Genomic DNA, 24,330 nt, shown 5'->3' with positions numbered 1-24,330 from the left:
TCGGCTCGCCCGCCATATTACTGCGCTCAAAGGTGCCAGACCCGTCTGGCCGGCTGGGTAAGCATACCTATCTGCACCCATCGCTTGTTAGCGGTGCCTTGTTTACTGAGGCAATTAATGGCCATGCCGGGGCGCCGCAGTCGGTCTATTCCGATCAGTTTGTCTGGCCCGATGGCAGCGATATTGGTTATAAGCTGGAAGCTGCGCCGGTGCATCCGGTTTTAATGGCGACTAAGCTTACCGGCAGCGGCCAGCAGCACGCGGCTTTAATGCAGCAGTTTAACCAGCTGCAGGTGACGATAGCACTGCTACGCGATGGTTTTCACCCACAGAGCCAGGGGGGCGGGGTAATGCTGGATAGTCAGCAGCAACCGGTGCTCGATTATCCGCTAACAGATTATTTGTGGCAGGGCGCACGCCGTGCTTTGTTATCAATGGCTGAATTGCAGTTTGCGGCCGGCGCTAGGCAAGTGCTTCCCATTCATCATGACGCCAGGCTATATAACAGCTGGCGCGAAGCCAAAGTTGCTATTAATAATTTGCCGATGCAGAAATACCGGCAAACGGTAGCTTCAGCTCATGTCATGGGCGGCTGCAATATGAGTGTTGATCCAGCCAAAGGCGTCGTTAACCAGCAGGGCCGCCATCATCAACTGCACAACCTGTCGATATTCGATGGTTCTATTCTCCCGACCAGCTTGGGTGCCAACCCACAGCTCACCATTTACGGTATGACCTGGCTTAATTGCCAGCGCTTGCTGTCTGAGCTGGCCAAGGCATAGTTTGCCTTTGCTCAATCCATGCTATTGTTAATCAATTGCCGGGACCTCTGCCGGTTAACAGCGCTTTTAATCTGCGAAGATGATTATGACCGAGCCCAGCTATACGGTACTAAGTAACTATATTGATCTACTACTTGATGCTATTTGTGTGGTAGACAGAAACGGTTGCTTTGAATTTATCAGCCCCGGCGCAGAGCGCATTTTTGGTTACACACCGCAGGAAATGATCGGTCATTCGATGCTGGAGTTTATTCATCCGGATGACCAGCCATTAACCCTTGCCACGGCCGAGCAAATTAACCTGGGCGCTGTGAAACTGGATTTTGAAAACCGCTATATCCGCAAAGATGGCAGCGTAGTGCATCTGTTGTGGTCGGCCCGTTGGTCGGAAGATAAACAACAACGGGTTGCGGTTGCCCGCGATATCAGTAGCCTGAAACACGCTCAGCGTCGCCAGGCGGCACTTTATGCCATAGCAGAAGCGGCGTTTGCCGCAGAGGACATCGACCAGCTCTACCTGCATATACATCAGATTATCGCCGGCTTAATGCCCATGCACAGCTTTATAATAGCCCGCCACGACCGCCAAAATGGTTTGAGCTTTGGTTATAGCAGCAATGCTGCAGCGTCATTAACCAAGCAGAGTTTAATTTCAGAGCTTTGCCATCGGGTTATTACCAGCGGCCAGAGCAAACTATTTTATGGTCAGCATGCCAGGAACCTGACTGCGGTCGCAGCTGAACTGAATGCCTTAGCGGTACCGCTTAGAACACATAGTGGCATTATTGGGGTTTTGCTGGTGCAGCATACAGTTCAGGCACCGGCATACAGTAACGCTGATTTGGATCTGCTGGAATTTGTGGCAACCCAGGTAGCGGTATCTATCGAGCGGCAGCAGATATTGGCCCGGTTAAAGCATCATGCTTTATATGACCAGCTAACCAGCTTACCGAACCGGGAGCTATTTCAGGACCGAATACATTCAGCGATGATCAGGGCAGAGCGCGAGCAAGCAAGCCTGGCGTTGCTCTATGTCGATTTAGATAAGTTTAAGCATATTAATGACAGTTTCGGCCACAATGTGGGTGACGAGTTACTGCAGCAAACAGCCCAGCGCCTGCTAAAGTCAATCAGACAAACAGATACTGCTGCCCGCTTTGGTGGCGATGAATTTGTGGTTTTACTGGAGCAGGTAAGTAGTGCTGCCGTCGCCATCCAACTGGCTGAGCATATTCGCCAGGCACTGGCCCAGCCTTATCTGATTAATGGTCAGCAGCTGAGTATTCATCCCAGCATTGGGGTTGCCTTATATCCTGAACATGGTTCAAACCAGAAAGAGCTTATATTGTATGCCGATGCGGCGATGTACCAGGCAAAGAAGGCTGGTGGCAATAAGGTGGTGCTAAGTGATGGCCAGTTATTAGTAAACGGTGTCACTAACGAATGACGTTTTAGCACGCAAACTGACACCTAAAGCCCGGAAATAGGGTAGCCAAAGCTGGCTGAGTGCCACGCTTAGCGGCTTGTCCGGATAAACTCCCATTTTAGCGGCTTTACCTTGTAAGGTGCCGGCTACCAGAAAGCTGTTTTTTAATGGCTGACGCTGCAACATATTCTCAAAGGCCCGCGCGGCCATTTCTTCCGGCATAGCCAGATAAAGCTGCTGACGCGAGACATCCAGCGTGCGGCATTGTTTGAAAAAAACGCTCTCGTTGTTACCATCGTCCGATAAATATAAGGATTGAAAAGCCCGCTGCAGTAGCTCGTTTAGCGGGTGCGCTTTTACCGCCATCCCATCCAGCCAACAGCGGCTGGCAAAGCGGTTTGCTGCTGGCTGGCGGCTGAACATTTTACCGGCAATATAGTGATCAAACGCATGAAACCATTCATGGGCCAGGCTGCCGCCACCGGCATTTTTGGCCAGTGCCAGAATACGCCCCTGTGGCTGGTAATGCGCGCAAACCCCACGCTGGCCGCCAATACCGTAGGTTAGAGCCAGGCTGCCGTTAAGCGAAATAACCTGTTCGGGTACCTGTAGTAACAGCTGTAAATCACACAGCGCATCAAAAAACAGGTTGGCCGCCTGTTGCTGTTCGCTGCTTTGCACCCAGCGGCCAATATGGATACTGTTAAAGCCAAAAATTTTCACCAAATCGCCAAAGCTGACATCGGCACCGGCCCGGTGTGGCGGGCCGTTACGGTAATATTGCCGGCTAAGTCCGTCTGCCACCGTGGTTATACCGATGTGGCGTTACCGGCCTCAGAAGTAGTACCCAGCATCGCCAGTGCCAGCGCTTCGGCCACTTTAATGCCGTCGATACCGGCTGATAAAATGCCACCGGCATAGCCGGCGCCTTCGCCTGCCGGATACAGGCCTTTAACATTAATGCTTTGATAATCGCTGCCGCGTTTAATACAGATAGGCGATGAGGTGCGGGTTTCAACGCCGGTTAATAAGCCATCAGCTTTGGCGAAGCCTTTAATCTGCCGGTCAAACGCCGGTATCGCTTCGCGAATGGCGGCAACGGCAAAGTCGGGTAATACCTGAGCTAAATCCGTTAAGGTAATTCCCGGGGTATAGGAAGGCTTAACCTCACCCAATTCGGCCGACGGTTTACCTTTTAGAAAGTCGCCAATTAACTGGGCCGGTGCATTGTAGCTTTCACCGCCCAGTTTAAACGCTTGCTCTTCCAGTTGGCGCTGCAATGTGATGCCAGCCAGCGGATGGCCGGGGTAATCACGCTCGGGGTCTATCCCGACTACGATGGCGCTATTGGCGTTACGCTCGTGCCTTGAGTACTGGCTCATGCCGTTGGTGACTACCCGGCCTGGCTCTGAGGCTGCCGCCACCACGGTGCCGCCCGGGCACATACAAAAGCTGTATACGGTGCGGTTATTGCTGCAATGGTGCACCAGTTTATAATCGGCCGCGCCTAAAATCGGATTGCCGGCATTCGGGCCAAAGCGGCACTCATCAATCATCGATTGCTCATGTTCTATCCGAAAGCCAATTGAGAATGGCTTGGCTTCGATATAGACGCCTTGATCATATAGCATTTGAAAGGTATCGCGGGCGCTGTGGCCAACCGCCAACACTACATGCCGGCTTTGCAACTGTTCACCACTGGCCAGGGTTAACCCGGTCAGCTGGCCGTTATCAATATGCAGTTTTTCTACCTTACTGCTAAAGCGGATTTCACCGCCCAGTTCGATAATTTTTGCCCGCATTTTCTCTACCATCGCCACCAGCTTAAAGGTACCGATATGCGGTTTACTGACATACATTATTTCGTCCGGCGCGCCGGCCGCCACAAATTCACTCATTACTTTGCGGCCATAATGTTTCGGGTCTTTCACCTGACTGTACAACTTGCCATCAGAAAAGGTACCGGCGCCGCCTTCGCCATATTGCACGTTCGATTCAGGATTTAATTCTTTGCCGCGCCAGAAACCAAAGGTGTCTTTGGTGCGCTCACGCACTTCTTTACCACGCTCTAAAATAATCGGTTTAAAGCCCATTTGCGCTAATAATAAACCGGCAAATAGGCCACAGGGGCCAAGGCCAATGACAATAGGCCGCTTCGCTAGTTCAGCCGGGGCCTGAGCGACAAACTTATAACTGGTGTCAGGCGAAGGTTTAACATGCTGATCAGCGGCAAAGGTGGTTAGCAGCTGCGCCTCGTTATCAACCGCTAAATCCAGGGTATAAATCAGTTGAATGTCAGATTTTTTACGGGCATCAAAGCCCCGCTTAAACACCTTAAAACTGTGCAGTTGCTCAGCTGTTATCTGTAGTTTGGCGAGAATGGCAGCAGTTAGGGCATTTTCATCGTGGTTTAGCGGTAGTTTTATTTCGGTCAGGCGCAGCATAGCGGTTCCATATCGGTGTCATTGCGACCAGGCAACAGGCCAGCCGCTCACAAGATGGCGCTATTTTACGCCAAGCTGAGTAGAATGTCCGTAACGCTTTGCCGTGTATTTATGGTTCGGCGGTTTGCTGGTTGAAAATAGAGCAGACACGCTCTGAATTTCTAAGCTTTCGCTAAATAGGATCCTGTGTTAACTGACCATAAAATTGCTTTTCCATTAATCGCATTGCTGCCAGAATTTTATCGCCGCTGAACGGTTTTACGATAAAGGTGGCTGCACCCATTTTGATACTTTGGGTCACATTTTCCAGGGTGCTGGCACCGCTGATCATGACGATACAGCATTCAGGTTTTTGTTGTTTAAACTGGGCCAATAATTCCAACCCTGAGTGGTCGGGCAATTCAATATCTAAAAAAACCACATCTGGCTGGTGCAGCCTGAACAATATGTTCGCCTCATTAGCCGTGCCGGCATTGAAAAAATTAAAATGACGTGTTTTTAGTAACTTAGTTCCAGCCAACGACATAATATTGTTACGCAGCAGTTGCCGGCTGTAATCGACATCATCTACCAGCAATATTTTAGGCTGTCTCATTGCCTGCTCCTGATTGTTGCAAAATCAGGAGAAATTGCCTGGACTCCTGCAAAATGCTGCTCTCAGGGCTTTCTGTGACAAGCCGTTGCTGCATGCGGTCAGCCAGCTGACTAAGATGCATATGACCAAAGCTGGCAGCACCGCCCTTAATTTTATGGCAGATTTGCTGCATCGTCATAAAATCCTCTTGCTGAAGTGCCGTGGTGAAATCCTGGCTAAGCTGGGCCAAATTCTGATAAAAAAGACTAGTGAGTTCACTGTTAATCTCCAGCTGAACTTTAGGTTGCTGCGGTGTTTGTTCACACAATCTGGCCAATAGATCAATGTCTACCGGTTTTTGCAAAATACAATCAAAGCCTTCACAGTTAAGGCGATCAGCCGACATTGCAAAAATGGGACGGTCATAGCCCAGTCGCCGCAGGATTTGCATTGCCTGAATACCGTCACACAACGGCATCTGAATATCCGTTAGAATAATATCGTATTGATAACTAAGCGCTTCCGTTATTAACTGCTCACCATTCTCTACACAACATGTCTGCATGTTCAGACTGCTACACTGTAGCTCAAGTAGCGACAGCAGAAAGCTATCGTCTTCGGCGATCAAAATATGCTTACAGCCGGTCATATCGGCTCCTGAGGCTAGGTCATTATTGAGTAGTGTCCGATGTAAAAAAACGGCACTGCTGATAAAATTACGTTATCGGGTTCCTGCACATTTAGCAAGCAGACAAGTAATCGACATAATTAACTTTGGTCGATAGAGACTTATCAGTATGCCAGTTTGTTTTTTCTGGCGGCTGCAGTATGATCCCAAGCTTCAGATAACAGGAATAAAAGCGTTATGGCCTTTGTGGTGCTGGATAATTGTATTAAATGCAAATACACCGACTGCGTGGCAGTGTGCCCGGTAGATGCCTTTTTTGAAGGGCCCAATTTTCTGGCGATAAGCCCGACAATTTGTATCGACTGCGCTTTGTGCGAACCAGAATGCCCGGCTAATGCCATAGTGCAGGAAGATAAAGTGCCCGCTGACCAGCAAAGCTTTATTCAGCTAAATGCTGAACTGGCTGATATTTGGCCCAATATCCGCGAGGTGAAAGCTCCGCCAGCCGACGCCGATAAATGGAACGGCGTGCCAGATAAGCTGCCCTTGCTGGAACTAGAGTAGGCGGGTTAGTCACCGGCTGGTGGCGTCAGCACCATATCAAATACCCAGGGCCTTAAGGCTATCATTAACCCCATGCCTTTTTTATCTGTGGGCCCGGTTGTCAGATCTAACTCTGCCAGCTCGGCAAACTGTTCAGTTAATTGATTTAAGCGGCGCTGTAAAATACTGATTGAGGCGTTGGAAAGTTCAGCAGTTTCCAGCCTTAACCAATGCTCAGGTGCAGTAAAACTGTCCGCCATAAACGTCATTTTTACCTGTTGCTCATAGCGGCGCCGTATCGGGCCATTGGTTCGCCACTGAATATCGCGGGCAACCAGCAGCCGGACTTTGTTAGCGGGCTGCAACTCAATTAATTTTAACCGATCCAGCTCGGCCAGCAGCCGGATGCTTTTTAGCTTATCAAGCTGGTAGCGGCTGTTAATATCTTCAGTTTGCCAGCCATTTAGTAACAGATACAAGTAAGTCAGCAAGGTAGGGTCATTGGCCAGAACTTGCTCCTGCACCAGGCTTAATTGGCGTGGCAGGCTGGTTTTCGCCAGAGCACTCATTTTAGCCAATTCATATAAGCTCGTATCCAGCAGACGGCAGATTTGCTCAAGCCTGTCCAGGGTAAAGCTCTGCCTGGCAAAAATGCGTTTAACACTGGCTTCGCTTAAATTCAGCAGCACTGCCAGCTGCCGATAACTGATCCCTTTTGCTTTCAGGCAGCGCTTCAGAGCGGCGATCAATTGACTGGTCTGGTTAGTCATAGAGTGGTCTTTTTTACACCTTTAGGTATCGCTTAATAATACTTTAAATATACGTATAGCATAAGTTGATACTTACCAGCTAGTGTCCCTGCACAAACGAATAGCAGGAGTGATGTATGTGCGATAAACCCAATCAGCCAATCATAGTTAATGATGTTCACGCTAAATTGAATGTGACAGCAATGCAGCGCTTAGTGCTGCCGACAACTGCAACAGAGGTCATAGCGGCAGTAACAAAAGCAAATAAGGAGGGTTGTGCGCTGAGTATTGCCGGAGGACGCCATGCCATGGGTGGCCAGCAATTTGTTACAGAGGGCGTGTTGCTGGATTTGAGCCGGCTAAATAAGTTGGAACAATTTGACCCTGTGTTGGGACAAGTCCGGGTGCAAGCCGGCATCCAGTGGCCAGACTTAATGCGCAAACTGCATGTTATGCAGCACGGTAGTAAAAGGCAGTGGGGGATTAGGCAAAAGCAAACCGGCGCCGACCGGCTGAGCATCGGTGGGGCAATCGCGGCCAATATTCATGGCAGAGGGCTGGATATGGCGCCCTTTGTGGCAGATCTGATTAGTTTCGATCTGGTTGATGCCAGCGGTACACTGCGACATTGTAGTCGACAACAACACGCTGAGTTATTCCGGCTTGTGGTAGGAGGCTATGGCTTATTCGGGGTTGTAGTATCAGCGACATTGCAACTGGCGATACGACAACAGGTGGTGCGTGAAGTTGAACTTTGTAGTTTGGCAGAGATGATTGACGCGGTGCCGCAACGCATCGCTGCCGGTTACTTATATGGTGATTTTCAGTTTGAGACGGCACCGGAGTCTGCCGGCTTTTTATGCCAGGGGGTGTTTTCCTGTTACCGCCCGGTTGCGGCAGTGCCTGTTCCTAATGGGCAACTGCGGCTTAGCAAACTTAACTGGCAAAAGTTGCTGGTGCTGGCGCATACCGATAAGGCTGCTGCTTTTAGCCAGTTCTCGCAGTTTTATCTGGCATCGAATGGCCAGCGTTACTGGTCTGATAGCCATCAGTTAAGTATTTATCTGGATGACTATCATCTGGCGCTGGACCAAGAACTGGCGCGTGGTTGTGCCGGCAGCGAAATGATTACTGAGCTTTACGTACCGGTATCTGCGTTGCAACACTTTATGGCGGATTGTGCCGATGATTTCCGACAGCATAATGTCGATCTGATTTATGGTACGGTGCGGATTATCCGCCAGGATACTGAAACCGCATTGGCCTGGGCCAGACAAGACTATGCCTGTGTTATTTTTAACTTGCACATCGATCACCATAGTGTGGCAATTGCCGCTGCGGCACGTCATTTCAGACGGCTGATAGATATCGCTATCCGCTATCAGGGCAGCTATTTCCTCACCTACCATCCTTTTGCCACTAAACAGCAAGTGCTTGCCTGTTATCCGCAATTTGCTGACTTTCTGCAACAAAAGCGTCGGTTCGACCCGGCGCTGCGGTTTCAGAGTAACTGGTACCGGCATTACAGTGAGATGTTCAAGGAGGAGCTGCTATGAGCAATACCGGCTTACTTATTTGTGCCAGTCAGTGCTGGCCAGACGAGACCAATACGGCTGCTGCAAGCTTTGATCAGCTACTGGCCAATCAGATTTTACAGCGCAATGGTTGGCGCGGCCGGTTGTTACTGGCGTTGGTGTATTGGCGCTGGGGTAGGGCGCTGTTGCGTGGTGTATTGCAATGCAGCTTGCCGGGTATACTGAGCCATTATCAGTGGCGTAAGCAGCATATTGCGGCAAGGCTCCGGCGCCAGATAGCGCAGCATGGCGTTCGGCAGTTGCTCATTATCGGCGCTGGCTTTGATGCTTTAGGTGCTAAATTCAGTTCTGAATTCAGCCACTTACAGGTCATCGAAATTGACAGGCCAGCTACTATGGATATCAAACAGCAGGTGTTGCAGCAACTAAACGCCCTGCAGCCAAACCTTTGCCTGAAAGCAGCAGATTTAGCCTGTTGCAGCGTAGCTGAACTGCTAGCCGAAGAGCCGGCGTTTTCAACAAGCCGGTCAACGCTGGTGCTGGCAGAAGGTGTGTTAATGTATTTAACACAGCCTGCAATTAACACGCTGTTGCTGCAACTACGCCAGATCATGGACGCGCCGCTGCAGCTGGTGGCGACTCAGATGCAATTAAATCTGCAAGGCAAGCCCCGGTTCATTCAGCAAAGCTGGCTGACAGATTTGGCGCTGGCAATCAGCTCGGAGCCGTTCGTTTCCGGGGTATCGCCGCAGGGCCTGGCCAGCTGGTTAGCCAGCGTGGGATTTACTTTACAACAATTGGTAGCCGCTGCGCAGCCGGGAAACACGGATCCGTGCCCTGGCGAACTGCTGTTTTATGCCAACGTTGAGCCAACTGATAACTAATGCCTTGCAGTGTTTTTAATGCTGCTTTGACTCTGGTGTATCGTGGTCAATTTTATAGATAAAATAAAATGCGTAAAACAGACATAAGCCAATGACGATTGCCAGGCCGGTAAAAGAAATAAAGATTACCGGGTCGTTCAGAAATTCATGCCACAGGTTCATAACGTTACCCTCTTGCTGCGTTGTCAGGGTAAGTGTAGGTAAAGTGGGGTCTGGTTTAGCTGATGCAGATCAAAGTTTGTCTCGCTGCTTAACTTCACTTGTACAAGGCTTGACGCAGATCAATCAATTGCCCTGCTACCGCTGAGGCGTCGGCGTTGAGTAATTGCAGGTAGAGTTCTAATACTTGGGCCGGTTGCATAGCAAGCGCCGGGCAATGCTGCACCAGTAATTTTTGTTCCAGCCGCTCCAGATCCAACTCGCTAGCCAGTAATGTTTGCTTTAGCTGTTGCTGCATAGCCGTATCAAGGCCGCTTTCGCTGACCCTGCGGCGTAACTGACGCAGGGGCCGGGTAAAGCGTGCGCTAAAATTCTCCAGCTCAGCTTGTAACTGCTGAAGCTGTTGCCGGCCGATGCTCAGCTGTTGTTGTTCTAAATAACACAGCAACAGCAGCAGGTTGACGTTAGCACCCAGTTCATCCTGCCACTGCAAACAGAGCGGCTGGACTTTGGGATACAAGGCCAGACTAAACTGCCAGAGCGCTTCTGCTGACAGTCTGTTAACCATTATTTGTCCAGAACTGTTCAGTTTTCTGTTCCAGCTCGTCCTGTGCCACAAACCAGTCTTCTTCAATACTGGCCAGATTGCTGCTGGCCGTGGCTTGTTTTGCCAGTAGTGCGGTTAGCTCGGCCTTACGCTCAGCACTGTAGATATCGGGGTCGGCCATTTTCTCTTCAATAGTGGCCAATTCTGTGGTCAGTTTTTGCTGTTGCTGTTCCAGTTTTTCGATTTTCTGCTTAAGTGGCCTGAGCAAATTGCGTAGTTCAGCCTCCAGCCGCTTCTGATCTTTGCGGACAACATTGCTGCTGGCTGGCGTGTCAGGTATTGCAGCGTTATTGGTTTGCCGGGCGTCTTGCTGCAGCCACTGATAATAATCCGTCAGATCACCGTCAAATGGAGCTACCCGACCATGGGCTACCAGGTAAAACTCGTCGGTACAGCTACTCAACAGGTGTCGGTCGTGCGACACGATAACGATAGCGCCCTCAAACTCCTGCAATGCCATTACAATGGCTTCGCGCATATCTAAATCAAGGTGGTTAGTGGGTTCATCCAGCAGCAACAGGTTAGGGCGCTGATAAACAATTAGTGCCAGCACCAACCTGGCTTTTTCACCACCCGAAAAGGGCGCGCAGGCTTCCAGCGCTTTATCACCATGAAAACCGAAGCCACCGAGGAAATCACGAAGTTTCTGCTCAGGTACCAAAGGGTCCAGCCGGACCAGATGCTGCAGCGGTGAATCTTGCGGCCGAAGCGTTTCCAACTGGTGCTGGGCAAAGTAACCTAAACTTACCCCATTGGCGTACCAGATCTCGCCACTTTGCGGTCGCATACTGCCTGACAATAGTTTAATTAAGGTTGATTTACCGGCACCATTGCGTCCCAGCAAGCCAATCCGGCTACCAGGCAGTAGCTGAAATTTTATCTGACTTAAAATGATATTATCGGTATAGCCGGCCTGGACATTTTCCATTTTTAAAAGTGGATTCGGTAACGATTTTGGCTCGCGAAAGCTAAAACTAAAGGGCGAATCAACATGAGCGGGTGCAAGGATGGTCATGCGCTCCAGTGCTTTAATCCGGCTCTGAGCCTGGCGCGCTTTGGTGGCCTGTGCTTTAAAGCGGTCGATAAATTTCTGCAGGTGTGCCACCTGGCGCTGCTGCTTATCAAAATTGGCCTGATGCTGTGATAGCTGCTCAGCGCGCTGACGCTCGAACTGGCTATAGTTACCCTTATACAACGTCAGGGTCTGCCGCTCGATATGGACAATATTATCGGTTACCGCATCCAGAAAGTCGCGGTCATGGCTTATCAGCAGCAAGGTGCCCTGATAGTTAGCCAGGTACTTTTCCAGCCAGAGTACGGCATCTAAATCCAGGTGGTTGGTCGGCTCGTCCAGCAGTAGTAATTCAGCCGGTTGCATTAAAGCCTTGGCCAGGTTTAAGCGCATCCGCCAACCACCTGAAAACGACTTTACAGATTGCTGCTGGGCTTCACCGCTAAAGCCAAGGCCATCAAGTAGTACACCGGCTTTGGCTTCAGCACGGTAGCCGTCAAGCGCTTCAATTTGCAAATGTACGTTAGCTAAGTCACTCTCACTACATTGGCTGCGGGCCTTTAACAACAAAGGAAACAGTTTTTCATCACCCTGCAGTACATAATCCATAGCGCTGCAATCGAGAGCCGGGGTTTCCTGAGCCACGGTAGAGACCACCCAACGCTCCGGAATATTAATATTACCAGCATCGGCGTGCAGTTTGCCAAGCAACATGGCAAACAGGCTGGACTTGCCGCAACCATTAGCACCAATTATTCCGACTTTTTGCCCCGGAAATACGGTAAGATCGGCATTGCTGAATAAAGCCTGTGGGCCGCGGCGCAGTTCAACCTGTTGTAACTGAATCATGCTTTTACCTGTAATACTGAACTAGGGCGCCGATTTTACGCTATAACCAGCATAAACCAAGGCCTTCGCAGAAAATTGGCGCTAACAAACTGAGATGACTATGACTGTTCGCAAAAAAAAACGTTTTATTGCCGGTGCCAGTTGCCCGAAATGTCATGCTATTGACACCATGATGCTGTTTCTAGAAAACAACGTAGAGAAAGTAGAGTGCGTCAGCTGCGGCCATCAGATGGTGCAGCCAGCGCAAGAAGTAACAAAAGCCAGCCGGGCCAGCGAGCAGGTGATAGGCGTTTTCAAACCAGAATAACAGCTTGAATGCTGTTTTGCTTTAATAGTGTGGCGGTGGTGGTTCATCTTCTGGTGACAGGATACCCTGATCATCAGGCAGTTGCCGGAGCTTTTCGGCTAGCAGGATCACTTGCTGCTGCAGCTTTTCAATCCGAATCTGATGTTGATGCAATTCATTGTTCAGGTTGTGAACGGTATCTTCCTGAAACGCCAGTTTACTCTCTAGTTCAATCAACTGTTGCTGCATAGCAGCATCGATATCAGTCATAATTTACTTCCCATACTTCGGCATATCCACTGGAGCTTTCGCTAATTATACGTGTTGGGCTTAAGAAAGCTACAGCATGCACAACTGCACCCGCCGGCCGGCTACCATCGCGGGGCATTACCCGCCAGCGCTGCAACTCCTTGCCATCACTTACCCGCCACAGCGCCACATTACGGGTCGGGGCGCCTGTAAGCAAATATTGTCCGTCTTCACTAAAGCGCACGGCACTGAATACTTGCTGGCGGGCAGTGATTTGTAAACTACTGATCAGCGCACCGCTCTGAATATCCCAAATCCTGGCAAGACTTTGGCTATCAGCAGTAAAAGCAAAACGTCCTTGCGGGTCAAGGGCTACTTTGCTTACCCGGCTTGGGTGGCTGAAAGTATGGATGATCTGGGCAGTATCGGTGTCCCATAAATATGCCTGGTAATCATTACTTCCGGTAAGGGCGTAGCGACCGTTTGGTGACATCGCCACGCTGTTAACTTTTTCACTGTGGCCCAGAAACTCCAGGCGCCGGCCGCTTGCCAGTGTAATATGTTGCACCGCACCATCACTTTTACCAATAAGCAGATGGGCGCCATTGGCTGATACTGCAATATCTCGTATTGTGGATTGGTCCAGTTGCCAGAATCCAGCATTTTGCCCTGTGTCGGTGCGCCACAGGGCAAAAGTGTGTTGATCTGCAGTTAAAACGTGGCTGTTATCCGGGCTGATGGCCAGGCTGAATACCAGGTTTTCCTGCTCAGGCGTATGTTGCCATTGGTATTTAAGCGCATTTTGTTGCAAATCCCAGAAAGCGACACCATGTTCTACAGATGAGACCGCAGCATAGCGGCCGTCATGACTTATTTCTGATGCATAGCTGCCTTGGGCAACGTGCTGCCATTGATTAACAGGGGTTGTTTCTACTTTTGTGCATGATGAGAGTAAAAAAATAGCAAAAAGCACAGGATATTTCATTGTGGGTGTTAACCTCATTCGCACAAACCGTTAGTATAGGTCAGAACCTTAGAGATTATTAAAACACACTTTTGCAGCCTGGCTGCCAAAAATTGGAGAAATCAATGCGTGTAACAACCAAATTATCACTGATTGCCGTGGCGATGCTGACACTTAGTGCTTGCCAGCAAGAAAAGCAACCTGAGGCCCCCGCTCTGGATACCGAGCAGGCGAAGCAAGCCTATAGCCTGGGTGTTTCCGCTGGTCGCTACCTGGAGAGCACGGTTCAGGAATATGACAAAATCGCGGTGCAGTTAAATAGTGAGTTAATTCTGCAAGGTGTTAAAGATGGTTTAGCGGGCAACTCAAGCGTTAGTGATGACGAAATTCAGACATTGTTAGCCAGTCTGGATGAGCAATATCGCGCCAAACAAGCGGAAATTGCTACTGCAGAATCAGAAGCGGTAATTGCAGCTGGCAAAGCCTATCTGGAGCAGAATGCCAGTAAAGAAGGTGTTACTGTTACTGATTCAGGCTTACAGTATGAAGTGCTGGAAAGCGGTGATGGCCCGAAGCCAGCGGCAACTGATATTGTAAAAGTTCACTATACCGGCACCTTGACTGACGGTACAAAATTCGACAGCTCATATGATCGCGATGCACCGGCTGAATTCCCGTTAAACCGGGTAATTCCGGGCTGGACGGAAGGTGTCCAGCTGATGAACGTAGGCTCTAAATACAAGTTTACTATTCCGTCAGAACTGGCCTACGGCGAGCGCGATATGGGCGTTATTACTCCGCATAGCGTTTTAGTATTTGAAGTTGAACTACTGGAAATTGTATCAGGCGAGTAACTTAGTTAAGGCAGCGACAATATTATTGTTGGCGCTGCCTGTTATCTTTTTAATACCAACCCTGACAATCTGCATCAAGCTTGGCTCAGGCTGAGACGCTGGTATCAGTGTGTTTAGCGTGCAAAGTGTCGATCAATTCATCTTCCAACTCAAATCGCTCTTCCAATGCTTGTCCCAGCTCTGACAATTCACGGTCAAATGCGGCGCTATTGCGGGTGCTCAAATGATCAGCATAGGCATCATTGAAACTCAACGCTAAGTCAGTAGATACGGAAATTTTTGGGTACAAGCTATCTGCTAATTTACGGGAGTCAGTGCCATTCACAGTGCACTGATCGACGATACGCTCATATACCTCAAAGTGCCCGGCCGATAAGTAGTCCATGAGTAATTGACAGAACCCGCGAATTTTTTCCTGAGCAGGCAGCGTATGACGGTCCTTCTCAAAGGGCGGTAAGCCGGCCAATTTACAATAGCTGACGATAAGTTGTTGGCGTTCGTCAAGCCAGCTATCTATTGCAGTTAACGACCCTCCCCACTTTTTTTGCGCTTGTTGCACACGACGGTACATTGCCTTCTCCTTAAGAGCAGTAAAAGTTCTGCTACCTCTAATTAAAAGAAATTTACACTAAAGATCAACCATTTTTTTATTGGTCAGCCCAGTAAACAGGTCGTATCATAGCAATAGCGCTCTGTTATGTAACCGAATAAACATAATCATTTAAGGACCTTAGCATGATTAAGCACAGTATTACGCTGCCAAATGAGAAATCAGGCTGCTGGTTTATTGTAAATAAAGGCCGATTATTTCTGACGGCAGATGGCCAGGTGCCGCAAGGAACCTTAGCCAGTTTAACTACTGCAGCAAAACCCGAGCAAATTTGCTGGCTGGGAGAATACCAACAGCAACCATGCTATCTACTGGTAGACCATGATCAGGTAGTCGACGATTCAACCTGGCATTCGCCCCGAAGTTTGCTGGCCCAGAGTGAAGTATTGTTTGAAATGGCAGCCAGAGCGCTGCAGGTTGCACTGTTTTTGCAAACTCATCGTTTTTGTGGTCAGTGTGGCAGTGCTATGCATTTAATTAACTGGGAATTAGCTGCGCTGTGCAATAAATGTGGTCATCGCTGTTATCCTCGGATTGCTCCTTGTGTTTTAGTGGGCATTACCCGACCTGGCCAGATTTTACTCGCACGTTCTACCCGTCACAAACCAGGCTTCTATTCTATTCTTGCAGGTTTTGTCGAATCGGCCGAAACGTTAGAGCAAGCTGCGGTGCGTGAGGTTAAAGAGGAGGTTGGAGTTGATATTGCAAACTTATCTTATGTAGGAAGCCAACCGTGGCCATTCCCGCATTCATTAATGACTGGTTTTACCGCAGAGTATCAGCAGGGTAAAATTGTCTGTCAGCCAAATGAAATTGCCGAAGCGGCTTGGTTTGATTTAGCAAAATTACCTGAGATCCCTCCTGAAGAAACGCTCTCTGGCAAAATTATAAGGCAATTGCAGCAACAACATCTGGCAAATTGCAGATAATAAAAAAGCCACATAAAGTGGCTTAACTTAGTACAGCATGGTCCTGTTATACAGGCTTCTCGCTTATAATTCTTCACTAGCGCAGGTATTTTATAACAGATGTTGTTAACAGATACAAGCAGTGGCTTTAAAAAAGCTGAACTGCAGATTAATGCCCTAGAGTCAGATGGTCACAGGTGATAAACTTAGCCAGTTATTACTGAAGGCGAATGAATTATGCAGTTAAAAAATGACCGTTACTTGCGAGCGTTGTTAAAGCAGCCAGTCGACCGTACTCCCGTCTGGATGATGCGTCAGGCTGGCCGGTATTTGCCGGAGTATCGGGCAACCCGAGCGGTGGCAGGCGATTTTATGTCGCTTTGCAGGAACCCCGAACTGGCATGTGAAGTCACGTTGCAGCCGTTGCGTCGCTACCCGTTGGACGCTGCTATTTTATTCAGTGATATATTAACGATCCCCGACGCTATGGGTTTAGGCCTATATTTTGGTGAAGGTGAAGGCCCTAAATTTCAGCGGCCCATTCGTGATTTTATGGATGTGGTTAATTTGCCGGTGCCCGATCCTGAGCAGGAGTTACGCTATGTAATGGATGCCGTGCGCACTATAAGACGTGAACTGAATGGTAGCGTGCCACTTATAGGTTTTTCAGGCAGCCCCTGGACCTTGGCAACCTACATGGTAGAAGGCAGTGGTAGTAAGACTTTCAGTATCATAAAGAAGATGATGTACAGCGAGCCTGAAGTGCTGCATATGCTGTTAGATAAGCTGGCCCAAAGCGTTGTGCTTTATCTTAATGCGCAAATTGCCGCTGGGGCACAGTCAGTTATGATATTTGATACCTGGGGCGGTATCCTGACGCCACGCGATTACAAAGAGTTTTCTTTAAGTTACATGCAAACTATCGTTAATGGATTAACCCGTGAAGCAGAGGGTCGCAAAGTACCAGTAACTTTATTTACTAAAAATGGCGGCCAGTGGCTGGAACTCATTGCAGCAACAGGTTGCGATGCTGTGGGCCTTGACTGGACTACAGATATTGGCAATGCACGTAGCAGAATTGGCGATAAAGTTGCGTTGCAGGGCAATATGGACCCGTCGTTACTTCTAGGTTCCCCAGAGCGGATCCGTCAGGAAGTACAATCCATTTTAGACAGCTTTGGCCAGGGTTCGGGTCATGTTTTTAATCTGGGTCATGGTATTACCCCGGATGTTGATCCGGAAAGAGCAGGGGTGTTTATTGATGCGGTGCAGTCGTTAAGCCGCACTTATCACCTGGACACTTCTGGAGAGTAAACACTAAGGCCATCAAACGATGGCCTTATTATTAATTTGTACCGGCAACGGATGTCTGGTAGTCCAATAATAAATCTTCAAAATTTGTTGTTGTCCAATTACGCTTTTTAGCTTCATCAATGGCTTGTTTTAGCATTGCTTCACCTCTGCTTTGCTGACCAAGTTCGATAAAGGCGACACCAATAGTAGAAAGTAAATCAGGATGGTTCGGGTCGATAGCTCTGCCTTGTTCTGCCAGACTGACTGCTTTATTGGGGTTATAAATCTCAGGATCATCAGACATTGCTAAAAGGGATGCATAGTCCGCGATCGCCGGCATGTATTCCTGTAACGCAGCAAGTTCCAGATAGCGGGCAGCTTTACGGGGCTCAAAGTTGACGTTGTTGCTATCGAGTAACTCCTGAGCGAGTAAGTACGCGGCTTTCGGGTTACCACCTTCAGCGGCAACGGACAACCAGTTTACTGCCTTGCTTCGGTCTTTATCACATCCATTACCGGTTATCAGGCACTGTGCTAACCGGTACTGAGCAGCTTGATGGCCATTGATAGCCGCTTTCTGATACCAATCAAGCGGATTTTCGGTTTTAACAATATTGCTTTCAGCCAGAATGGCATATAGATATTGGTAATCAGCAAACTCGGCGTTGGCAGCTGCCGCTATAGCATCGAGGTATTCCTGATGGTCACGGTTAAAACGGCGGTATTGTGCACCTTGAGACGCTTTTATCTGAAAACTATGTAATTGCATTTCAAGTCGCTTGGTATCACCGTATAAATCACGCGGTGGCTCAAAGCGCCAGCTATTAACGGCCTCAAGCACATACTCATTAATGCCATCTACTGGAAAAGAAGCACTGACTTTGGCGTTTTCTACTTTGCCATCTTCATTAATATCGTAGTGAACAACTGCCCACGCAGAAATACCACCTCGTTCAAAATAGTTTGGATAGTTTGGCTCATCCTGCCGAATGGCTTTAATTTTCGTTGCACTACCGACAACAAATCTGTTGGCAATAGGATACAAATTCCCGGACAACGCATCTTTACCGTATTTGCTATTCAAATTACTAAAGGTTTCTTTACCATCGCGGCGCGAGTCAAGCTTACGTCTTAACGCTAAATATTGTTTTGCCGCTTCAGGATGGTCACGATCACGGGCAATCAGACTCCAGGCATAAGCTTTGTTGTTATCGACTTCAGTACCTAACCCTTCAGCATAAATTCTGGATACCAGAAACTGTGACTCCAGATGACCGAGTTCTGCTAATTTTTCCAGCCGCGGCTTTGCTAGTTGGTATTCCTGTTTTTCAAACAAAGACTTTGCAGTCGGAAAATCTGCGAACGCATGCCAGGAGAAGCAGATTGCAATCCAAGCCAGACTAATACGAACTAATGGCATAATGGGTCTCCACGACAGCCCTACAAAATTTTAATAATTTCATTGAGTTTACAATGATTTATCAGGCAAAACAAAAATAAATATCGTGATTGTTTTCAAAGCGTTAAACATAAAATTATAAAATATGTTAAAAAAGCCTATTCAATCCGTTTAATGCAGCAACCCGATAGGCTTCTGCCATAGTGGGATAATTAAATGTAGTATGGACAAAATAATTTAAGTTATTGCCCCCGTTTTCCTGCATCATAATGGCCTGTCCAATATGCACAATTTCTGCCGCTCGTTCACCAAAGCAGTGAATACCCAGAATTTCCAAGGTATCCCGGTGAAACAATAATTTCAGACTACCAACGTTAGTATTGGCAATTTGTGCACGCGCCAGGTGTTTAAACTGCGCCCTGCCTACCTCATAAGGAATTTTAGCATTGGTAAGTTCCTGCTCGGTTTTGCCAACAGAACTCATTTCTGGAATGGTATAAATACCCACCGGAATATCAGCGATCAGGTGGCCATCCAGATTACCCTTGACGATAGCTTCGCCCGCCAGACGACCTTGATCATATGCTGCACTTGCCAGGCTGGGGTAACCAATAACATCGCCAACAGCATAAATATTATCAATACTGGTTTGATAGCGCTCATTAACTTTTACTAAACCACGGCTGTCAGAGTCGAGGCCAATAGCGCCCAGATTCAACATATCTGTATTGCCAGTTCGGCCATTTGCAAACAGAAAACAGTCTGCCTTCATTTTCTTGCCAGACTGCAAATGCAGCACTACACCGTCGGCCTGCCCCTCGATTTGAGCAAACTCTTCGCCATGACGAATGGTCATGCCAGAGTTCCAGAAATGGTAACTCAGTGAATCGGAAATTTCTGCATCCATAAACGATAATAGCCGGTCCCGGGTATTCACCAGATCAACTCTTACCCCAAGCCCCCGGAAAATAGAAGCGTATTCGCAGCCAATTACCCCTGCACCATAAATAATAATATGCTTTGGTTCATGTTCCAGCGACAAGATAGTGTCACTGTCATAAATGCGGGTATGATTAAAATCTACCTGTGGTGGACGATAAGGCCGTGATCCTGAAGCAATAACAATGGTTTCGGCTGTCAGGCGGTAACAACTGTCATCTTCGGTGGTGATTTCCAGAGTATTTTTATCAATAAAGTGTGCTTCGCCCTGATGAATCTTTACCAGGTTGCGATCATAAAAACCAGCCCTGAGCTTTACCTGTTTACGAATTACCCCAGCAGCATGTTTGAGGATTTGAGAAAATGTTAGTCGGGTCAGCTGGTCATCTAATTGAAATAACGGGTTTTCGTTAAACTCGATCAACCTGCTAACAGAATGTCGTAATGCTTTGGATGGAATAGTTCCCCAATGTGTACATCCGCCACCCACTGACTTATAACGCTCAATTGCTGCTACCCGCTTGCCACTTTTAGCAAGATACATGGCAGCGCCCTCACCACCAGGGCCGGTGCCAATAACAATCGCATCATAATCATAGGCAGGTCTTTTTGATTTGTTATTTTCGGTCACAAGCATTGCCTTGTTCAATCAAAACTATAACGTGTCAGCATAACAGGTCTCTACTACAAAAAAAGAGGCCGGAGCCTCTTTTTAAGTGTTTAGTGGAGTGCAGCCGTGAGCCGCTGCCAATGCTGATGTTGTTGTTGCATATGATATTTAAATTCGCGGTAACGTTGTTTAAAGTCAGCAGTTTGATACTGTTCAATTAAAGCTTGTTTCTTCTGCACCACAAATTGTTTCTTCAATTGATAGAAATCCTGCATTCTGGCAACCAGCAGTTCGTATTCCCGCTCCAGCAACTGTAACAGTTGTTCAGCGTTTGGTAGCAATTGGGCTTTCTGCTGAGCACGCTGCAATTGCATTTTGGCCTTTGCTAATGCAATACGCTCCTCTGGCACCGTTCGCAAATTCCGGGTCAGACCGATATAGCTTGAAGATTTAATTAGCCACTTTGTTGGATCAAACTGCCACCATTTGATGCCATTACGGTAATCATATTCAAATATATGATGGTAGTTATGATAGCCCTCACCGTAGGTCAAGAATGCCAGCACACCGTTGTCTCTTGCCGAGTTTTTGTCGGTATAAGGTTGTTTGCCCCAGATGTGTGCCAAAGAATTAATAAAGAAGGTAAAATGGTGGCTTAAAACCAACCGCAGCACACCTACACTTAAAATCATGCCAAGCATGTTGCCGCTTAACCAACCCAGCAAGACGGGGATACCAAAATTGGTCGCGATGGTTAGCATTAAATAATATTTATGCTGCCAGGCGACGATCCGATTTTTTTGCAAATCCCGGACATTGGAGTAGTCGTGATAGACCTCGCCCTGATAGTCTCGTAACATCCAGCCAATATGGCTATACCAGAAACCACGACCCGCAGAATAGGGATCTTTGTCGTCGTTATCGACATGACGATGATGATCACGATGATCTGAGGACCAGTGCAGTGCACTATTTTGCAGGGCAAACGCTCCACCGATAGCAAAAGCCCACTGTAAAAAAGGATGAGCATCGTAGGTTTTGTGTGCCCATAAACGATGATAACCTGCAGTAATAGACATACCGCAGTAGCCAAGTGCTAATATGGTTGCGATTATTTCGAACCAGCCAAAACCTACAGCGATGGCGTACCAGGGCACAGCAATGGCCGCGACAAGAAATGTCAGACTGAATAAAATAGTGGTTGTCCAGATAATGGGAGCTTTTTTCATTTAGGGCACTTTTGTTAAGAAAACTTGTTGAGCAAACATTGAGCTTACAACTGTACGCCAATTTAACTAGCCAGCAGGGTCAGGTCAAGGTATAAAATAGCTATTTTTTCGATAGGAAACATCGTGAGCAGAGCGCAGCAAAAAGAAAGAACTCGTAAGGCTATAATAGAAGCAGCTTTTTCTCAGCTTAGTGCCGAAAAAAGTTTTGCCAGTTTAAGCCTGCGTGAAGTTGCCCGTGAGGCTGGTATAGCCCCGACTTCTTTCTATCGTCATTTTGCTGATATGGACGAGTTAGGCTTAACTCTGGTTGATGAGGCAGGCCTGATGTTACGCCAGTTAATGCGTCAGGCACGTCAGCGAATTGAAAAAAACGGGAGTGTAATCAGTACTTCTGTTGAAACCTTTATGGAGTTTGTTACTGGCAACAGCAATGTGTTTCGATTGTTGTTACGTGAACGTTCTGGTACTTCTGCCGCTTTTCGTGCTGCAGTAGCCCGGGAAATTCAACATTTCTCGGCAGAATTAGCACATTATTTACGAAAAGAAACCGCATGTCCTGATGAGCTGGCACAGTTGCAGGCCGAAGCTATGGTTACTCTGGTATTTCACACTGGTGCTGATGCCCTGGATGCGCCACTTGATCAATACGGCAGCTTAACCAACCGCACCATAACCCAACTACGTTGGATGGCCCATGGTGCGGCGAGCTATGGTCGTAGTAAAATTAATAAAGCTTAACGTTTTTGCAACCACACACCCGTTTCGACATGATGACTGTATGGAAACTGGTCAAACAAAGCTGTTTGCAGGATCCGGTGCGTGCTGTCCAGGCTTTGTAAATTAACGGCCAGAGTGTCAGGATTACAAGAAATATAAATTACGTTCTCAAAGCGACTGACCAGATTGACAGTGTCAGGATCTAAGCCAGCGCGTGGTGGGTCGACTAATACGGTATTCAATGCCATGCCGGCCAGTTCAAGCTGTTTTAAAGCAGTACCATTTTCCAGAGATTTGGCCACGTCTTCGGCCGACATTTGTAACACCTCAACATTGTCGATATTATTCAGCGCAATGTTGTATTGTGCCGACTTGATTGAGGTACGCGAAATCTCAGTCGCCACCACCTGCTTAAAGTAGGGCGCCAATGCTAAAGAAAAGTTTGCATTGCCACAATATAACTCGAGTAAATCACCATTAAGCTGTTTGGCAATGTGTGCGGCCCAGTTTAACATTTTTTGATTAACGCCAGCATTTGGTTGAGTGAAGCTGCCTTCAATCTGTTGATATTTCAGTGTTTTATCGGCGACGATTAGCTTTTCTGTTACAAAGTCGTCTGACAAAACCATCTTTTGTTTGCGGGCGCGGCCGATAATTTTCACTGGTAATTCAGGCAGCAGTTCAGCGACTAGCTGTTGCGCGGCTTCGTGCCACGCGTGATCAAGTTGTCGTTTATAGATCAAACTTACCAATAACTCGCCAGACAAGGTGGCCAGGTAGTCAACTTGGTAAAGTTTGTAGCGGAGTTGATGGTTGTACTGAATTTTGTTTAACAGTACAGGCATAAAATCAGCAATAAGCTGACAAGCTACAGGAAAGTAATCTATCCGAACTTTTTGTTTAGTCTCTGGATCGAACATAGCGTGATAAATGTCATCTCCATCGTGCCATATCCGAAACTCAGCCCGCTGCCGGTAATGGCTGGGCTCGGAACGAAATACTTCAATTTCAGGTGTCGCATAAGAGGCCAGTAGCTGTTTTATCAAATTAAGCTTTTCATTTAGCTGGCTTTCATACTCGGTGGGAAACACCTGACCTATTCGCATAATTGTCTCGGTTTAATGATAAAGGCGGTATTTTATGTTTTTTTAGCGGGGCCGCCAACCATAGTTCTATATTGGTTAATGTCGTTATCGCACCATCACAAGAAAAAAGCCGGCTGAATACCGGCTTTATATTGGCTAAATTAACTAGAATGCAAAATTACTCGCCACTGTCATCGTCCTGGCGCTCTTTTGCCTCACGTACTTTTAATGTTCTTTCCTGAAATTCAAAATCATTCAGCTTGTTGATCATTTTTGAAGCATCTTTTGATGATACTTCCACAAAGCCAAAGCCCCGACGCCGGCCTGTTTGCCGATCTTTCATTAATCTGACATTTTTAACTGCGCCATAAGATGAAAATAGTTCCTTAACCGCGTCTTCGTTTGCCCGGTAAGGCAAATTACCAACATATAAAGTGGCAGTATCACCACTAAAATCCTGCGGCGACGCAGCCGGGCTGGTTGAGGCACCTTTAACATCTACTAGCACTGGCACTAATACGCCAGCAAGCAAAACACCAATAACGACAAACCAGGCCTGGTTAATATCCAAGGTAAAGAAGGCAAATGCAAAATAGGCCAGCACAGCCAGGGCCAGGGTATAAGGTAACGAAGCACGTAAAGTTGGTAACATAATCAATTCCTAAATACAGAAGATAAAAAAACGCTTATTTACGTTAAGCCAAACTATCTTAACGGTTAGATCTTGAGCAGCCAATAGAAAAAAAATCTTATTTGAAATTGCATTGCTATAAAATCAAACAAAAAGTGTTATTAATAGGCAGTTAGCTATCAATTTAATGAAATCAGTGAAAAAAGATCTTGATTGCATTGTTTGAGTCCCTATAATGCGCGCCATGCCACGGGTTGCTGCGCTAAGCAGGCTTGAGGTGAGATAAGCCGGATTGCAAAAATCTTAAAAAAGACGCTTGACAGTCAGGTTTAAATCACTAGAATGGCGCCCTCGCTTCAAGGTG

Annotated in this window: 26 protein-coding genes; 10 read left to right on the top strand and 16 right to left on the bottom strand. The window is 47.7% G+C overall.

Annotation, left to right across the window (positions count from 1 at the left end):
- A partial coding sequence (locus tag B2Q61_RS13220) for a GMC family oxidoreductase (RefSeq protein ID WP_290622827.1) occupies positions 1-782 on the top strand: 782 nt, incomplete at its 5' end.
- A gap of 85 nt (positions 783-867) precedes the next feature.
- Positions 868-2,229, top strand: a complete 1,362-nt coding sequence (locus B2Q61_RS13215) for a sensor domain-containing protein (protein WP_290618412.1) — start codon at positions 868-870, stop codon at positions 2,227-2,229.
- Here the strand turns inward: B2Q61_RS13215 and B2Q61_RS13210 are convergent.
- The 4 genes from B2Q61_RS13210 to B2Q61_RS13195 form a co-directional block, all read right to left on the bottom strand.
- Positions 2,203-3,012 (bottom strand): CLCA_X family protein, encoded by an 810-nt coding sequence (locus tag B2Q61_RS13210; protein ID WP_290618414.1) that lies wholly within the window; start codon positions 3,010-3,012, stop codon positions 2,203-2,205. The two genes, B2Q61_RS13215 and B2Q61_RS13210, sit on opposite strands and share 27 nt — an antisense overlap.
- 5 nt (positions 3,013-3,017) lie before the next feature.
- Positions 3,018-4,652 (bottom strand): NAD(P)/FAD-dependent oxidoreductase, encoded by a 1,635-nt coding sequence (locus tag B2Q61_RS13205; RefSeq protein ID WP_290618416.1) that lies wholly within the window; start codon positions 4,650-4,652, stop codon positions 3,018-3,020.
- Positions 4,653-4,824: 172 nt separating this feature from the next.
- Positions 4,825-5,247: a response regulator gene (locus B2Q61_RS13200; RefSeq protein WP_290618418.1), complete on the bottom strand. Its 423-nt coding sequence runs from the start codon at positions 5,245-5,247 to the stop codon at positions 4,825-4,827.
- Positions 5,234-5,875, bottom strand: a complete 642-nt coding sequence (locus B2Q61_RS13195) for a response regulator (protein WP_290618420.1) — start codon at positions 5,873-5,875, stop codon at positions 5,234-5,236. The genes B2Q61_RS13200 and B2Q61_RS13195 overlap by 14 nt, the downstream gene beginning before the upstream one ends.
- Before the next feature lie 216 nt (positions 5,876-6,091).
- Here B2Q61_RS13195 and fdxA point away from each other — a divergent pair, with 216 nt between their 5' ends.
- A complete protein-coding gene (gene fdxA / locus B2Q61_RS13190; RefSeq protein WP_290618422.1) occupies positions 6,092-6,418 on the top strand; it encodes a ferredoxin FdxA in 327 nt (108 codons plus the stop codon).
- 5 nt (positions 6,419-6,423) lie between these two features.
- Here the strand turns inward: fdxA and B2Q61_RS13185 are convergent, their stop codons facing one another.
- The gene (locus tag B2Q61_RS13185) at positions 6,424-7,167 is read right to left on the bottom strand and encodes a helix-turn-helix domain-containing protein (protein ID WP_290618424.1); all 744 of its coding nucleotides are present in this window, start codon (positions 7,165-7,167) and stop codon (positions 6,424-6,426) included.
- A 116-nt stretch (positions 7,168-7,283) separates the two neighbouring features.
- Between B2Q61_RS13185 and B2Q61_RS13180 the strand changes: the two genes are divergently transcribed.
- Complete coding sequence (locus B2Q61_RS13180; RefSeq protein ID WP_290618426.1) at positions 7,284-8,702, top strand: FAD-binding protein; 1,419 nt, start codon at positions 7,284-7,286, stop codon at positions 8,700-8,702.
- The gene (locus tag B2Q61_RS13175; RefSeq protein WP_290618428.1) at positions 8,699-9,565 is read left to right on the top strand and encodes a class I SAM-dependent methyltransferase; all 867 of its coding nucleotides are present in this window, start codon (positions 8,699-8,701) and stop codon (positions 9,563-9,565) included. The genes B2Q61_RS13180 and B2Q61_RS13175 overlap by 4 nt, the downstream gene beginning before the upstream one ends.
- Before the next feature lie 15 nt (positions 9,566-9,580).
- Here B2Q61_RS13175 and B2Q61_RS13170 read toward each other — a convergent pair whose 3' ends face one another.
- The 3 genes from B2Q61_RS13170 to B2Q61_RS13160 all read right to left on the bottom strand — a co-directional run bounded on the left by B2Q61_RS13170 (position 9,581) and on the right by B2Q61_RS13160 (position 12,192).
- Positions 9,581-9,727 (bottom strand): DUF3149 domain-containing protein, encoded by a 147-nt coding sequence (locus B2Q61_RS13170; RefSeq protein ID WP_290618430.1) that lies wholly within the window; start codon positions 9,725-9,727, stop codon positions 9,581-9,583.
- 94 nt (positions 9,728-9,821) lie between these two features.
- Positions 9,822-10,292 carry a TIGR02444 family protein gene (locus B2Q61_RS13165; RefSeq protein WP_290618432.1) on the bottom strand — a complete coding sequence of 157 codons (471 nt, stop codon included), beginning with the start codon at positions 10,290-10,292 and terminating at the stop codon, positions 9,822-9,824.
- Positions 10,285-12,192 (bottom strand): ATP-binding cassette domain-containing protein, encoded by a 1,908-nt coding sequence (locus tag B2Q61_RS13160; protein ID WP_290618434.1) that lies wholly within the window; start codon positions 12,190-12,192, stop codon positions 10,285-10,287. Before B2Q61_RS13160 ends, B2Q61_RS13165 begins: the two co-directional genes overlap by 8 nt.
- A gap of 100 nt (positions 12,193-12,292) precedes the next feature.
- Between B2Q61_RS13160 and B2Q61_RS13155 the strand changes: the two genes are divergently transcribed.
- Positions 12,293-12,499, top strand: a complete 207-nt coding sequence (locus tag B2Q61_RS13155) for a YheV family putative zinc ribbon protein (RefSeq protein ID WP_290618436.1) — start codon at positions 12,293-12,295, stop codon at positions 12,497-12,499.
- 21 nt (positions 12,500-12,520) lie between these two features.
- Here B2Q61_RS13155 and B2Q61_RS13150 read toward each other — a convergent pair whose 3' ends face one another.
- Both B2Q61_RS13150 and B2Q61_RS13145 read right to left on the bottom strand, forming a co-directional pair.
- Positions 12,521-12,748 carry a SlyX family protein gene (locus B2Q61_RS13150; protein WP_290618438.1) on the bottom strand — a complete coding sequence of 76 codons (228 nt, stop codon included), beginning with the start codon at positions 12,746-12,748 and terminating at the stop codon, positions 12,521-12,523.
- Complete coding sequence (locus B2Q61_RS13145) at positions 12,741-13,712, bottom strand: WD40 repeat domain-containing protein (RefSeq protein WP_290618440.1); 972 nt, start codon at positions 13,710-13,712, stop codon at positions 12,741-12,743. Before B2Q61_RS13145 ends, B2Q61_RS13150 begins: the two co-directional genes overlap by 8 nt.
- A gap of 104 nt (positions 13,713-13,816) precedes the next feature.
- Here B2Q61_RS13145 and B2Q61_RS13140 point away from each other — a divergent pair, with 104 nt between their 5' ends.
- Positions 13,817-14,545, top strand: a complete 729-nt coding sequence (locus B2Q61_RS13140; protein WP_290618442.1) for an FKBP-type peptidyl-prolyl cis-trans isomerase — start codon at positions 13,817-13,819, stop codon at positions 14,543-14,545.
- A gap of 85 nt (positions 14,546-14,630) precedes the next feature.
- Here B2Q61_RS13140 and rsd read toward each other — a convergent pair whose 3' ends face one another.
- The gene (gene rsd / locus B2Q61_RS13135) at positions 14,631-15,116 is read right to left on the bottom strand and encodes a sigma D regulator (RefSeq protein WP_290618444.1); all 486 of its coding nucleotides are present in this window, start codon (positions 15,114-15,116) and stop codon (positions 14,631-14,633) included.
- A 164-nt stretch (positions 15,117-15,280) separates the two neighbouring features.
- On the opposite strand from rsd, the gene nudC reads away from it, so the two are divergent.
- Both nudC and hemE read left to right on the top strand, forming a co-directional pair.
- Positions 15,281-16,084, top strand: a complete 804-nt coding sequence (gene nudC / locus B2Q61_RS13130; protein WP_290618446.1) for an NAD(+) diphosphatase — start codon at positions 15,281-15,283, stop codon at positions 16,082-16,084.
- A 213-nt stretch (positions 16,085-16,297) separates the two neighbouring features.
- On the top strand, positions 16,298-17,377 hold the full coding sequence (gene hemE, locus B2Q61_RS13125) for a uroporphyrinogen decarboxylase (RefSeq protein ID WP_290618466.1): 1,080 nt from the start codon (positions 16,298-16,300) through the stop codon (positions 17,375-17,377).
- 31 nt (positions 17,378-17,408) lie between these two features.
- On the opposite strand, the gene B2Q61_RS13120 is transcribed toward hemE, so the two are convergent.
- From B2Q61_RS13120 to B2Q61_RS13110, 3 genes are all read right to left on the bottom strand, one after another.
- Positions 17,409-18,776 carry a TonB family protein gene (locus B2Q61_RS13120; protein ID WP_290618448.1) on the bottom strand — a complete coding sequence of 456 codons (1,368 nt, stop codon included), beginning with the start codon at positions 18,774-18,776 and terminating at the stop codon, positions 17,409-17,411.
- 127 nt (positions 18,777-18,903) lie between these two features.
- Positions 18,904-20,331 carry a Si-specific NAD(P)(+) transhydrogenase gene (sthA, locus tag B2Q61_RS13115; protein ID WP_290622497.1) on the bottom strand — a complete coding sequence of 476 codons (1,428 nt, stop codon included), beginning with the start codon at positions 20,329-20,331 and terminating at the stop codon, positions 18,904-18,906.
- Between the two features lie 83 nt (positions 20,332-20,414).
- Positions 20,415-21,533, bottom strand: coding sequence for a fatty acid desaturase (locus B2Q61_RS13110; protein WP_290618452.1), 1,119 nt, complete (start codon positions 21,531-21,533; stop codon positions 20,415-20,417).
- Positions 21,534-21,656: 123 nt separating this feature from the next.
- On the opposite strand from B2Q61_RS13110, the gene fabR reads away from it, so the two are divergent.
- Positions 21,657-22,271 (top strand): HTH-type transcriptional repressor FabR, encoded by a 615-nt coding sequence (gene fabR, locus B2Q61_RS13105; protein WP_290618454.1) that lies wholly within the window; start codon positions 21,657-21,659, stop codon positions 22,269-22,271.
- Here the strand turns inward: fabR and trmA are convergent.
- Together trmA and B2Q61_RS13095 are read right to left on the bottom strand one after the other, a co-directional pair.
- Entirely contained in the window at positions 22,268-23,356 is a 1,089-nt protein-coding gene (gene trmA, locus B2Q61_RS13100; RefSeq protein WP_290618456.1) for a tRNA (uridine(54)-C5)-methyltransferase TrmA, read from the bottom strand. The two genes, fabR and trmA, sit on opposite strands and share 4 nt — an antisense overlap.
- Positions 23,357-23,513: 157 nt before the next feature.
- Entirely contained in the window at positions 23,514-23,987 is a 474-nt protein-coding gene (locus tag B2Q61_RS13095; RefSeq protein ID WP_290618458.1) for an RNA recognition motif domain-containing protein, read from the bottom strand.
- Between the last annotated feature and the right edge of the window lie 343 nt (positions 23,988-24,330).

The sequence above is a fragment of the Arsukibacterium sp. UBA5043 genome, from assembly GCA_002415085.1.
Lineage (GTDB): Bacteria > Pseudomonadota > Gammaproteobacteria > Enterobacterales > Alteromonadaceae > Alishewanella.
Note: the sequence above shows the minus strand (reverse complement) of the source record. Positions and strands in the feature narration are given on the sequence as shown.